Here is a 13482-nt window from a genome sequence, read left to right on the forward strand (position 1 = left end):
GGTGGCAGCATGGGACCATGAGCATGACGCGTCCCCGCCAAGGCAGGCCCCGGCACACACCGCCGTCCGACCCGGGCACGTCGGCCCGGGAGCAGATCCTGGACGCCGCCGGGGCCCTCTTCGTCGAACGCGGGATCGCCGGTACCAGCACCCGGATGATCGCCGAGCGGGTGGGCATCAGGCAGGCCTCGCTGTACTACCACTTCCCCACCAAGGAGGAGATCCTCGCCGAGCTGCTGGCCACCTCGGTGCGGCCCAGCCTCCACATGGTGGAGCGCGTCCGGGAGCTGGTGCCCGAGCGGGCGCATCCGGCCGCCGCGCTGTACGCGGTGGCCGCCATGGACGTGGACACCCTCTCCGGCACCCCGTACAACATCGGCACGCTCTATCTGCTGCCGGAGGTGCGGGCCGAGCGGTTCGACGCGTTCCGCGCCGAGCGGGGCCGGTTGCAGCAGAGCTACGGCGCGCTCGGTGCCCTGGCGGCGAACGACGGCGTCGCCCGCCACCTGACCGCCGAGCGGCTCGGCGAACTGCTGATCCAGCTGGTGGAGGTCGTCATCCAGATACGCCGCTCCCGTGAGCCGGAGGCGGCCGACACGGAGGCCATCGCGTCGTCGTGCCTACGGCTGTGCGGGCTGGGCGAGTCGGCGGTGACCGCCGCCCGGGAGGAGGCCCGGAGCCTGATGAGCCTCTTGGCATGACCTGACGGTGCGCCAGGCCCGGATCTTTGTCCTCTCAGTGGAAGAAGTTCACAGGAATCCGTGCACGACTTCTTCCCAGGGTCGGCGGCCACTGCTACGTTCCCTGTCGAAAGCCCGACACTGGTGGCCGAAAAGGGCGGGGAGGGGCACGTGAGACGCATGACGGCTCGACCGGCCAACGCGCACCAGGCCCGCCTGCTGAAGCTGCTGCGCGACGGTGGCCCCAACTCCCGGGCCCAGCTGGGCGACCAGGTCGACCTGTCCCGGTCCAAGCTGGCCGTGGAGGTGGACCGGCTGCTGGAGACGGGTCTGGTGGTGGCCGACGGACTCGCCGCCTCGCGCGGCGGCCGGCGCTCCCACAACGTCCGGCTCAATCCGGACCTCAGGTTCCTCGGTGTCGACATCGGCGCGACCTCGGTCGACGTCGCCGTCACCACCCCCGAACTGGAGATCCTCGGCCATCTCAACCAGCCGATGGACGTGCGCGAGGGGCCGGTCGCGGTCTTCGAGCAAGTCCTGGACCTGGCGGGGAAGTTGAGGGCCGCGGGACTCGCCGAGGGTTTCGACGGCGCCGGCATCGGCGTCCCCGGACCGGTCCGCTTCCCCGAGGGCGTACCGGTCGCCCCGCCGATCATGCCCGGCTGGGACGGCTTCCCCGTCCGGGAGGCGCTCAGTCAGGAGCTCGGCTGCCCGGTCATGGTCGACAACGACGTGAACCTCATGGCGATGGGAGAGCAGCACGCGGGAGTCGCCCGTACCACGGCCGACTTCCTCTGCGTCAAGATCGGCACCGGGATCGGCTGCGGCATCGTCGCGGGCGGCCGGGTGCACCGGGGCACCACCGGAAGCGCCGGCGACATCGGCCACATCCAGGCGGTGCCCGACGGCAGGCCCTGCGCCTGCGGCAACCGGGGCTGCCTGGAAGCCCACTTCAGCGGCGCGGCCCTGGCCCGGGACGCGATGCAGGCGGCCGGGCAGGGCCTGTCCGCCGAACTCGCGGCCCGGCTGGCGGCGAACGGCACCCTCACCGCCGTGGACGTCGCCGCCGCTGCCGCCGCGGGTGACGCCACCGCGCTCGAACTGATCCGTGAGGGCGGCACGCGGGTCGGCCAGGTCATCGCCGGGCTCGTGTCCTTCTTCAACCCGGGCCTGGTGGTGATCGGCGGCGGGGTGACCGGCCTCGGCCACACCCTGCTCGCCGCGATCCGCACCCAGGTCTACCGCCAGTCGCTGCCGCTGGCCACCGGCAATCTGCCCATCGTCCTCGGAGAGTTGGGACCGAGCGCCGGTGTCATCGGCGCCGCCCGGCTGATCAGCGACCACCTCTTCTCACCCGCGTAGACGCACCACCCGCGCAAGCGGCCACCGTTCCGCCCGCCCACGCACCCCGTCCGCATCAGCGACCTCTCCCGCACCACCCCCGCTTACTCGTGTAACGCCGCTCCCTGGCCGCAGGGCGCTCGCCCCGCTACGCCCTGAATCCGGTCCGCACGCCCGCCGAGGGGACTCACATGGCACCAGAACCACCGCTGCTCAGCATGTCCGAAATCACCAAGTCCTTCCCCGGAGTCCGCGCTCTGGACGGCGTCGACCTCGACGTCCAGGCCGGGGAGGTGCACTGTCTGCTCGGCCAGAACGGCGCCGGGAAGTCCACGCTCATCAAGGTGCTGGCCGGCGCCCACCAGCCGGACGGCGGCAGCATCCGCTGGCGCGGCGAGCCGGTCACCCTGCGTTCCCCGATCGCCGCCATGCGCCTGGGCATCGCCACCATCTACCAGGAACTCGACCTGGTGGAGCACCTGTCGGTGGCGGAGAACGTCCACCTCGGCCACGAGCCGACGGCCGCCGGGTTCGTCGTCCGCGGGAAGGCCGCTCGCGCGTCGACCGCGGCGCTGCTGAAGCGGCTCGGGCATCCCGAGATCGATCCGGCCCGTACCGTCGGGCAGTTGTCGGCGGCGCAGCAGCAGATCGTGTCCATGGCACGGGCCCTCTCCCACGACGTACGGCTCATCGTGATGGACGAGCCGTCCGCCGCGCTCGACCCCGACGAGGTCGACAACCTCTTCCGGATCGTGGGCGATCTCACCGCCGACGGGGTCGCCGTCGTCTACATCTCGCACCGGCTGGAGGAGATCCGGCGCATCGGCGACCGGGTGACCGTGCTCAAGGACGGCCGGGCCGTGGCCGGCGGACTGCCCGCGAAGACCACCCCGACGCGGGAGGTCGTGGCCCTGATGACGGGCCGCACCGTGGAGTACGTCTTCCCCGGGCGGGCCGCCCGGACGCCGGAGGCCGAGCCCGTCCTCCAGGTGCGGGGCCTCGCCCGGGACGGCGAGTTCGCGCCGTTCGATCTCGATCTGCGCCCGGGTGAGATCGTCGGGCTGGCCGGACTGGTCGGCTCGGGGCGCTCGGAGATCCTGGAGACCGTCTACGGGGCACGCCGGCCCACCGCCGGCCATGTCGTCGTCGACGGCCGCCGGTTGCGCACCGGGAGCGTCCGTGCCGCCGTACGCGCCGGGATAGGGCTCGCGCCCGAGGAGCGCAAGGCGCAGGCCCTGCTGATGCTGGAGTCCGTCACGCGGAACGTGTCGGTGTCCTCCCTGTCCCGTTTCTCCCGGGGCGGCTGGATCGACCGGCGCGGTGAGCGCGGCGCCGCCCGGGCCGCGACCCGGGAGCTGTCGCTGCGCCCCGACAACCCGGACGTGCCCGTGCGCACCCTGTCCGGCGGCAACCAGCAGAAGGCCGTGCTCGCCCGCTGGCTGCTGCGCGGCTGCCGGGTGCTGCTGCTGGACGAACCCACCCGCGGCGTCGACGTCGGCGCCCGCGCCGAACTGTACGCGGTGGTGCGCCGGCTGGCGGACGAGGGCCTCGCCGTCCTGCTGGTCTCCAGCGAGGTGCCCGAGGTGCTGGGTCTCGCCGACCGCGTGCTGGTGCTCCGCGAGGGCCGCGTCGTGCACACGGCGCCCGCCCAGGAGCTGGATGAACACCGAGTCCTCGACCTCGTCATGGAAGGAAGCCCGGCGTCATGACGCAGCACGTCTCCCCGCCCCGGGACACCGCCGGCCCGACACCGCCGGCCCGGCTCCCCGTCTGGCGCGGCCTGCCGGCCCGCGCCGACCTCCGTACCCTCTCCCTGCTCGGGGTGCTCGCCGCGCTCGTCGTCATCGGCGGCGTCACCAAGCCCGACGAGTTCCTCGACACCCGCAACCTCCAGCTGGTCCTGACCCAGGCGTCCGTGATCGGCGTGGTCACCGTCGGCATGACCTTCGTCATCACCTCCGGCGGCATCGACCTGTCCGTCGGCGCCATCGTCGCCCTCGCCTCCGTGTGGGCGACCACCGTCGCCACCCAGGAGTACGGCTTCGCCGGGATCCTCTTCACGGCGGTGGTCGTCGGCCTCGGCTGCGGGCTCGTCAACGGCCTGCTCATCGCCTACGGCGGGTTGGTCCCCTTCATCGCCACCCTCGCCATGCTGGCGTCGGCGCGCGGACTCGCCCTGCAGATCACCGACGGCAAGACGCAGATCGTGACCGTCGACGGCATCCTCGGCCTCGGTGAGCGCGACTCGTACGTGCTCGGCATCCCGCCGCTGGTCCTGGTGTTCGCGAGTGTGACGGTCCTCGGCTGGCTGCTGCTCAACCGCACCACCTTCGGCAGGCGCACGGTCGCCGTCGGCGGCAACGCCGAGGCCGCCCGTCTCGCCGGCATCGACGTCCGCCGCCAGCGGCTGTACCTCTACCTGCTGTCCGGGCTGTGCTGCGGCATCGCCGCCTTCCTGCTGATCGTGCTCTCCGGCTCCGGCCAGAACACCAACGGCAACCTGTACGAACTCGACGCCATCGCGGCCGCCATCATCGGCGGCACCCTGCTCAGCGGGGGCCGTGGCACCGTCACCGGCTCCGTGCTCGGCGTGCTGATCTTCACGACGATCACGAACATCTTCGCCCTGAACAACCTCCAGAGCGACGTCCAGCAGATCGCCAAGGGCGCGATCATCGTCGCCGCCGTCCTGGTCCAGCGCCGTACCGCGAGCACGACCTGAGGAAAGGGTTCACCACCATGTCACAGCTGACGAGCCGCAGAGGACTGCTCTTCGGGACCGCCGCCGTCTCCGCCGGTGCCTTCCTCGCAGGTTGCACGAGCAATGAGACGAAGGACGAGAAGCCGGCCGCGAACGAGCAGCCGGCCGCCGACGACAAGCCCGGCAAGCACGTCACCATCGGCTTCGCCGGACCCCAGGCCGACCACGGCTGGCTGAACGCCATCAACGACAACGCCAAGAACCGGGCGAAGAAGTACGCCGACGTCACGCTGGAGATCACCGAGGGCTCCAACGACACCGCCCAGCAGATCGGCCAGATCGAGACCCTGATCAACAAGAAGGTCGACGTCCTGGTCGTGCTGCCCGCCGACGGCCGGGCCCTCACCCAGGTCGGCCTCAAGGCGATGCGCGCCGGCATCCCGGTCGTCAACCTGGACCGCATCTTCGACTCGGCGCAGGCCTACCGCTGCTGGATCGGCGGCGACAACTACGGCATGGGCCTCAACGCCGGGCACTACATCGGCGAGAAGCTGAAGGACAAGCCGGACGCCCGGGTCGTCGAACTCGCCGGCCTGGACAACCTGGAGCTGACCAAGCAGCGCACCCAGGGCTTCGACGACGCCTTGAAGAACTACCCGAACATCAGGAAGGTGGCCCGGCAGGCGGCCGAGTTCACCGTCGAGTCCGGCCAGGCCAAGATGGCCCAACTGCTCCAGGCGCAGCGGAAGTTCGACGCCCTGTGGAACCACGACGACGACCAGGGCGTGGGCGCGCTGCGTGCCATCCAGCAGGCCGGGCGGGACGACTTCCTGATGGTCGGCGGAGCGGGCGCCCTCTCCGCCTTCCAGGCCATCAAGCGGGACGACGGCGTGCTCAAGGCGACCGTCCTGTACCCGCCGACCATGGCGGCCTCCGCCATCGACCTGGCCCGCGCCCTCGGCCAGGGCAAGGGCGTCGGCGGTCTCGCCGAGTTCGAGATCCCGGCGTCCATCACCCTCTACTCGGCCGTGGTCGACAAGACCAACGTCGACCGGTACATGCCCACCGGCTTCCGCTGAGCCGGCCCGCCCGCACCCCCCACCGCGCCACGACGAACGCGCCCCGACGACGAGGAGGACGAGCGCATGGAACAGCCGCAGCAGTCAGCCGGCCCCGACGCCGCACCGGAGACGGCACCCCGGGCCGCACCGGACGCGGCACCGGGGACGGCACCGGAAGCGGCACCCGCAGCCGGGAAACCACCGCTGCGCGTCGGCATGGTCGGCTACGCCTTCATGGGCGCCGCCCACTCCCAGGGCTGGCGCACCGTGGGCCACGTCTTCGACCTGCCCCGCCGGCCGGTGCTGGCCGTGCTCTGCGGACGGGACGGCGCCGCCGCCCGGGCGGCGGCCGAGCGGCACGGCTGGGCCGCCGTGGAGACCGACTGGCGTGCGCTGATCGCCCGGGGCGACATCGACCTGGTGGACATCTGCACCCCCGGTGACAGCCATGCCGAGATCGCCGTGGCCGCGCTCGCCGCCGGCAAGCACGTCCTGTGCGAGAAGCCCCTCGCGAACACGGTCGCCGAGGCCGAGACGATGACGCGCGCGGCCGAGGAGGCGTACGGGCGCGGGCAGGTGGCGATGGTCGGCTTCAACTACCGCCGGGTGCCCGCGACCGCGTTCGCCCGCCGGATGATCGCCGACGGCCGGCTCGGCACCCTGCGGCACGTCCGGGTGACGTACCTCCAGGACTGGCTGGCCGACCCCGCCTTCCCGCTGACCTGGCGGCTGCGCAGGGAGCACGCCGGGTCGGGCGCGCTCGGGGACCTGGGCGCGCACATCGTGGACCTCGCCCAGTACCTGGCGGGCGAGCCGCTGGCCGGGGTGTCGGCGCTCACGGAGACCTTCGTCCGGGAGCGCCCGCTGCCCGGCGGCCCGAGCCGCGGCCTGGCGGCCGGGTCCGCGACCGGCAGCCCCCACGTCAGCACCGGCACGGTCACCGTGGACGACGCCGCCGTGTTCACCGGCCGGTTCGCCTCCGGTGCCCTCGCCTCCTTCGAGGCCACCCGGTACGCCACCGGCCGCAAGAACGCCCTGCGCATCGAACTCAACGGGGAACGCGGCTCGCTCGCCTTCGACCTGGAGCGGCTGAACGAGCTGTGGTTCCACGACGCCACCGGCCCCGGTGCCGAGGCGGGCTTCCGCCGCATCCTCGTCACCGAGCCCGAGCACCCCTACCTGGACGCCTGGTGGCCGCCGGGCCACGGTCTCGGCTACGAGCACACCTTCGTCCACCAGGCCCGCGACCTGGTCCATGCCATCGCCGCGGGCACCCGCCCCGCCCCCTCCTTCGCCGACGGGCTCCAGGTGCAGCGCGTCCTGGCGGCGGTGGAGGAGAGCGCCGAGAAGAACTCCGTCTACACGCCCGTCGCGGGCTGAAGGAGGCCGCCCCTCATGCCGCGTCCGTTCACGCTGTTCACCGGCCAGTGGGCCGACCTGCCCCTGGCCGAGGTCTGCCGGCTCGCCCGCGACTTCGGCTACGACGGCCTCGAACTCGCCTGCTGGGGCGACCACTTCGAGGTCGACAAGGCTCTCGCCGACCCCGGCTATGTGAAGTCCCGCCGCCAGCTCCTCGACTCCTACGGCCTGAAGTGCTGGGCGATCTCCAACCATCTCGTCGGCCAGGCCGTCTGCGACGCCATCATCGACGAGCGGCACCGGGCCATCCTGCCGGACGCGGTGTGGGCCGACGGCGACCCGGAGGGCGTACGGCGGCGCGCGGCCGACCGGATGAAGGACACCGCCCGTGCCGCGGCGGCCTTCGGCGTCGACACCGTCATCGGCTTCACCGGCTCGGCGATCTGGCACCTGGTCGCCATGTTCCCGCCCGCGCCGGAGTCGATGATCGAGCGCGGCTACGAGGACTTCGCCGCACGCTGGAACCCGATCCTCGACGTGTTCGACACCGAGGGCGTACGGTTCGCGCACGAGGTCCACCCCAGCGAGATCGCCTACGACTACTGGACCACCCACCGGGCCCTGGAAGCGGTCGGCCACCGCCCCGCCTTCGGCCTGAACTTCGACCCCTCCCACTTCGTGTGGCAGGACCTCGACCCGGTCGGCTTCCTGTGGGACTTCCGCGACCGGATCTACCACGTGGACTGCAAGGAGGCCCGCAAGCGGCTCGACGGCCGCAACGGGCGCCTCGGCTCCCATCTGCCCTGGGGGGACCCGCGCCGCGGCTGGGACTTCGTCTCCGCCGGACACGGTGACGTGCCCTGGGAGGACGTCTTCCGGATGCTGCGCTCCATCGACTACCGGGGACCCGTCTCCGTGGAGTGGGAGGACGCCGGCATGGACCGGCTCCAGGGCGCACCCGAGGCCCTGGCCCGCCTGAAGACCTACGACTTCGAGCCGCCGTCGGCCTCGTTCGACGCCGCGTTCTCCAACTGACCGTATCTGTCGGTCGGTTCACGGCTCCGGGACGACGGCGCGTCCCGGCGTACCCACCCGCCCCGTACAACCAGCCCCACTCTGGAGGCCTTTCGTGCACGGGAACGACCGCACCACCCGCAAGGGAACCCACAGATCACGCCTGCGCAAGGCGCTCGCCCTGTTCGGCGGCGCGCTCCTCGCGGGCGCCACCCTCACCCTCACCTCCCCCCAGGCCGGCGCAGCCGTCGCCGGCCAGGACCCGGCCGCGGCGGCCGAGGACTTCCAGCAGGTCACCCTCGCCAAGGGCGAGGCGGAGACCGGGGAGCCGATGTCGCTCGCCGTCCTCCCGGACCGCTCGGTCCTGCACACCTCCCGCGACGGCGAGCTGCGTCTGACGGACGCGGCCGGCAACACCAAGATCGCCGGCAAGCTCGCCGTGTACTCCCACGACGAGGAGGGCCTGCAAGGCGTCGGCGTCGACCCCGACTTCGCGACGAACCGTTTCATCTACCTCTACTACGCGCCCCCGCTGAACACCCCGGCGGGCGACGCGCCCGAGACCGGTACCGCCGCCGACTTCGCCCCCTTCGACGGCGTCAACCGCCTCTCCCGCTTCGTGCTCAACACCGACGGGACCCTGGACACGGCGAGCGAGAAGAAGATCCTCGACGTGCCCACCACGCGCGGCCTGTGCTGCCACGTCGGCGGTGACATCGACTTCGACGCGGCCGGCAACCTGTACCTGTCGACGGGCGACGACACCAACCCCTTCCAGTCGGACGGCTACACCCCGATCGACGAGCGCGCGGACCGCAACCCCGGCTTCGACGCGCAGCGCACCTCCGGCAACACCAACGACCTGCGGGGCAAGATCCTGCGCATCAAGGTGAACGCCGACGGCTCGTACGCGATCCCCGACGGCAACCTCTTCCCGCCGGGCACCGACAAGACCCGGCCCGAGATCTACGCGATGGGCTTCCGCAACCCGTTCCGGTTCAGCGTCGACAAGGCGACCGGCATCCTCTACGTCGGCGACTACGGCCCCGACGCCGGCGCCGGCGACCCGAACCGCGGCCCGGCCGGCCAGGTCGAGTTCGCCCGGGTGACCAAGCCGGGCAATTTCGGCTGGCCGTACTGCACCGGCGCCAACGACGCCTACGTCGACTACGACTTCGCGACCAAGGCCTCCGGCGCCTCCTTCGACTGCTCCGCCCCGAAGAACACCTCCCCGCACAACACCGGCCTGACCGACCTTCCGCCGGCCCAGCCCGCCTGGATCCCGTACAACGGCCCCTCCGTGCCCGAGTTCGGCGACGGCTCCGAGTCCCCGATGGGCGGCCCGGTCTACCACTACGACCCCGCGCTCGACTCGCCGGTCAAGTTCCCCGAGGCCTACGACGGCGACTTCTTCGCCGGTGAGTTCGGCCGCCGCTGGATCAAGCGCATCACCAGCGACGCGGACGGCACCGTCCAGTCCATCAACGACGTGCCCTGGACCGGCACCCAGGTGATGGACATGGCGTTCGGGCCCGACGGCGCCCTGTACGTCCTCGACTACGGCGTCTCCTGGTTCGGCGGCGACGAGAACTCGGCGCTGTACCGCATCGAGAACGCCACCGACGGCCACTCGCCCGTCGCCCAGGCCGCGGCGAGCCGCACCTCCGGCCAGGCGCCGCTGAAGGTCCAGTTCTCCTCGGAGGGCACGAGCGACCAGGACGGCGACGCGCTCACCTACAGCTGGGACTTCGGCGACGGCACGCGGTCGACCGACGCCGCCCCCCGGCACACCTACCGCAAGAACGGCACCTACACGGCGACCGTCACCGCGAAGGACCCCTCGGGCCGCACCGGCAGCGCCAGCGTGCAGATCGTCGTCGGCAACACCGCGCCCACCGTGGTGCTGGAGACACCGACGGACGGGCAGCTGTTCAGCTTCGGTGACCCGATCCCCTTCACCGTGAAGGTGACCGACCCCGAGGACGGCCGCCGGGTCGACTGCGCCAAGGTGAAGGTCACCTTCGTCCTCGGCCACGACACCCACGGCCACCCGCTCACCTCGGCCACCGGCTGCACCGGCACCATACAGACCAGCGCCGACGGCGGCCACGACGAGGACGCCAACATCTTCGGCGTACTGAACGCCGAGTACACCGACGGCGGAGGCGGCGGCCAGGCCGCGCTCACCTCGCACGACCAGAGCGTGCTCCAGCCCCGCCACCGCCAGGCCGAGCACTTCGGCAACGGCTCCGGCGTCTCCGTGATCGCCAAGGAGACGGCGCACGGCGGCAAGACCGTCGGCGACATCGACAACGGCGACTGGATCTCCTTCACGCCGTACGTCCTGGACAACGCGAAGAAGATCACCGCACGCGTCTCCTCCGGCGGCGCGGGCGGCACCCTGGAGGTCCGGGCCGGCTCGGCGAGCGGCACCCTGCTCGGCAAGGCGACCGTGCCGGTGACCGGCGGCTGGGAGACCTTCCAGGACGTCCAGGCCGACCTGTCCCGCGCTCCCCGTGGCACCACCACGCTCTACCTGGTGTTCAAGGGCGGCAGCGGAGCCCTGTTCGACGTCGACGACTTCACCTTCACCACGGGCTGAGAGGAGCGGCACATGCGCACAGTGACCGCCGTCGCGACGGCCGCGCTGCTCCTCGGCTGCGCCTCGGCACCGGCCGCGTCGCACGACACGGACGACGGCAAGCGGGTGCTGGTCTTCTCCAAGACGGCCGGCTTCCGGCACGACTCGATCCCCGACGGCGTCGCCGCGGTACGGCAGCTCGGTGAGAGCGGCGGCTTCACGGTCGACGCCACCGAGGACGCGGGCGCGTTCACCCCGTCCACCCTGAGGCGCTACGACGCCGTGGTGTTCCTGTCGACCACCGGGGACGTCCTGGACAGCGCCCAGCAGGCGGCGTTCGAGGACTACGTCCACCGCGGCGGCGGCTACGTCGGCATCCACGCGGCGGCCGACACCGAGTACGACTGGGCGTTCTACGGCGGCCTCGCCGGCGCGTACTTCCAGTCGCACCCGGCGATCCAGCCGGCCACCGTGCGGGTCGAGGACCGCGCCCACCCGGCGACCTCGGGACTGGCACGGACGTGGAACCGGACCGACGAGTGGTACAACTACCGCTCCAACCCCCGGGACCGGGCCCACGTCCTCGCGTCGCTCGACGAGTCGTCGTACACCGGCGGCACCATGAACGGCGACCATCCGATCGCCTGGTGCCAGGAGTACCAGGGCGGCCGGGCCTTCTACACCGGCGGCGGCCACACGAAGGAGTCGTACGCGGACCCGGAGTTCCGCCGGCATCTGCTCGGCGGCATCCGGTACGCGATCGGCGCCGCACAGGCCGACTGCCGGCCGGAGACCGGATACACCAGCCTGTTCGACGGTGACTCCCTCGACGGCTGGCGGCAGGCGGGCCCCGGCTCCTTCACCCTGTCCGACGACGGCACGCTCACCTCGTCCGGCGGGATGGGCCTGCTCTGGTACGCCGGCCGGAGCTTCGGGTCGTACTCCCTGAAGCTCGACTGGAAGACGGCCGGCGACGACAACTCGGGCGTGTTCGTGGGCTTCCCGCCCTCGGACGACCCGTGGTCGGCCGTGGACCACGGCTACGAGATCCAGATCGACGCCACCGACGTCCCGGAGAAGACCACCGGGTCCGTCTACGGCTTCCGGTCCGCCGACCTGAAGAAGCGCGACCGCGCGCTGAACCCGCCGGGGGAGTGGAACACGTACGAGATCCGGGTCGAGGGCGAACGCCTTCGGATCTGGCTCAACGGCGTGAAGATCAACGATTTCACCAACACCGATCCGGCCCGGAGCCTCACCGACGGACACATCGGCATCCAGAACCACGGAGCCGGTGACGAGGTGTCCTTCCGCGACATCCGGATCAGGGAACTGCCCGCCAAGGGCCACTGAACGGCGGCGGGCGGGAGACGCCGGACTCCCGCCCGCCGTCACCTCCCCCGACCCCACCTCCGCACCGCCCAACCCCCCACAGCACGGCGTCATCCCCCCCCCACCGCTCCCGGTGTCCGCGCTCGACAAGGAGGCTGCCCATGTCCGCGCCCCCCGCCCGTTCCCCGCGTGTCGGCGTCTGGCTGATCGGGGCCCGCGGCTCCGTCGCCACCGCCGTGGTCGCGGGCTGCGCCGCGCTGACCGCGGGCCTGCGTCCGCCGACGGGCCTGGTCACCGAGGGCCCGGCGTTCGCCGGCAGCGGCCTGCCCGCGCTGTCGTCCCTCGTCTTCGGCGGCCACGACACCACGGACTGCCCCCTGCCCAAGCGCGCCGAACAACTCGCCGCCGGCGGGGTGCTCCCGCCCGGCCTCCCCACGGCCGTCGCCGCCGAACTCGCCGCCGCCGACCGGGAGATCAGAACCGGCGGCCCCCTCCCCGGCGACACGCGCGCCGCCGAGGACCTGATCGCCGCCTTCGCGGAGGACCTGCGCGACTTCGTCCGACGGCACGGTCTGGCCCGCGCGGTGGTGGTGAACGTCGCCTCCACGGAACCGGCCGCGACCGGTACGTCCCTCCCGCCCAGCTCCCTCTACGCGGCGGCAGCCCTGCGCGCCGGCTGCCCGTACGTCAACTTCACCCCCTCGACCGGGCTGCACCACCCCGCGCTCGCCGGCCTCGCGGCCTCCAGCGGGCTGCCGTACGCCGGACGGGACGGCAAGACCGGGCAGACGCTCCTGCGTTCGGTCCTCGGCCCGATGTTCGCCCAGCGGGCCCTGGACGTGCGCGCCTGGTCCGGCACCAACCTCCTCGGCGGCGGGGACGGCGCCGCGCTGGCCGACCCGGCCGCCGCCGCCGCGAAGAACGCCGGCAAGGAACGCGTCCTCGCCGACACCCTCGGCACGGTCCCCGAGGGCGAGGTCCACATCGACGACGTGCCGGCGCTCGGCGACTGGAAGACCGCCTGGGACCACATCGCCTTCGACGGCTTCCTCGGCACCCGCATGGTCCTGCAGACCATCTGGCAGGGCTGCGACTCGGCCCTGGCGGCACCCCTGGTCCTGGACCTGGCCCGGCTGACGGCCCGCGCCCACGAGACCGGCCACAGCGGTCCGCTCGCCGCCCTGTCCTTCTACTTCAAGGACCCGGTGGGCACCGCCCCGGCGGCCCTGGCCGAGCAGTACACCGCGCTCCTGCGCTTCGCCCACGACCTGGGAGCCCCCAAGTGACCCGCCGCCCCACCCCCGGCCCCGGCATCCAGGACGGCGCCCCGGCACCGAGCCAGCCACACGACCCCGACGCAGCGACACCGACCCCACCGCACGGCCACGAACCGGGCGGGGCCACACCGAGCGA

The 13482-nt window shown here is 72.3% G+C and carries 10 protein-coding genes; all 10 read left to right on the forward strand.

All coding sequences use genetic code 11. The features are described 5' to 3' along the window. Positions 1-17 precede the first annotated feature (17 nt). Entirely contained in the window at positions 18-701 is a 684-nt protein-coding gene (locus tag AB0L21_RS30020) for a helix-turn-helix domain-containing protein (RefSeq protein WP_365708144.1), read from the forward strand. Positions 702-860: 159 nt separating this feature from the next. Continuing rightward, positions 861-2042: an ROK family transcriptional regulator gene (locus tag AB0L21_RS30025; RefSeq protein WP_365708146.1), complete on the forward strand. Its 1182-nt coding sequence runs from the start codon at positions 861-863 to the stop codon at positions 2040-2042. Positions 2043-2212: 170 nt separating this feature from the next. After that, positions 2213-3730 carry a sugar ABC transporter ATP-binding protein gene (locus AB0L21_RS30030; protein ID WP_365708148.1) on the forward strand — a complete coding sequence of 506 codons (1518 nt, stop codon included), beginning with the start codon at positions 2213-2215 and terminating at the stop codon, positions 3728-3730. Next, complete coding sequence (locus tag AB0L21_RS30035) at positions 3727-4743, forward strand: ABC transporter permease (protein ID WP_365708150.1); 1017 nt, start codon at positions 3727-3729, stop codon at positions 4741-4743. The genes AB0L21_RS30030 and AB0L21_RS30035 overlap by 4 nt, the downstream gene beginning before the upstream one ends. A 17-nt stretch (positions 4744-4760) precedes the next feature. Next, positions 4761-5801: a substrate-binding domain-containing protein gene (locus AB0L21_RS30040; protein ID WP_365708152.1), complete on the forward strand. Its 1041-nt coding sequence runs from the start codon at positions 4761-4763 to the stop codon at positions 5799-5801. 66 nt (positions 5802-5867) lie between these two features. Then, positions 5868-7163 (forward strand): Gfo/Idh/MocA family oxidoreductase, encoded by a 1296-nt coding sequence (locus AB0L21_RS30045; protein WP_365787592.1) that lies wholly within the window; start codon positions 5868-5870, stop codon positions 7161-7163. A gap of 15 nt (positions 7164-7178) precedes the next feature. Further along, positions 7179-8177 (forward strand): sugar phosphate isomerase/epimerase family protein, encoded by a 999-nt coding sequence (locus tag AB0L21_RS30050; protein WP_365708156.1) that lies wholly within the window; start codon positions 7179-7181, stop codon positions 8175-8177. Between the two features lie 94 nt (positions 8178-8271). After that, on the forward strand, positions 8272-10758 hold the full coding sequence (locus AB0L21_RS30055) for a PQQ-dependent sugar dehydrogenase (RefSeq protein ID WP_365787594.1): 2487 nt from the start codon (positions 8272-8274) through the stop codon (positions 10756-10758). A 12-nt stretch (positions 10759-10770) separates the two neighbouring features. Further along, on the forward strand, positions 10771-12090 hold the full coding sequence (locus AB0L21_RS30060) for a ThuA domain-containing protein (RefSeq protein WP_365787596.1): 1320 nt from the start codon (positions 10771-10773) through the stop codon (positions 12088-12090). 140 nt (positions 12091-12230) lie between these two features. After that, entirely contained in the window at positions 12231-13355 is a 1125-nt protein-coding gene (locus AB0L21_RS30065; RefSeq protein WP_365787597.1) for an inositol-3-phosphate synthase, read from the forward strand. Positions 13356-13482: the final 127 nt, after the last annotated feature.

It is taken from the genome of Streptomyces sp. NPDC052721 (assembly GCF_040678315.1).
Classification (GTDB): domain Bacteria; phylum Actinomycetota; class Actinomycetes; order Streptomycetales; family Streptomycetaceae; genus Streptomyces.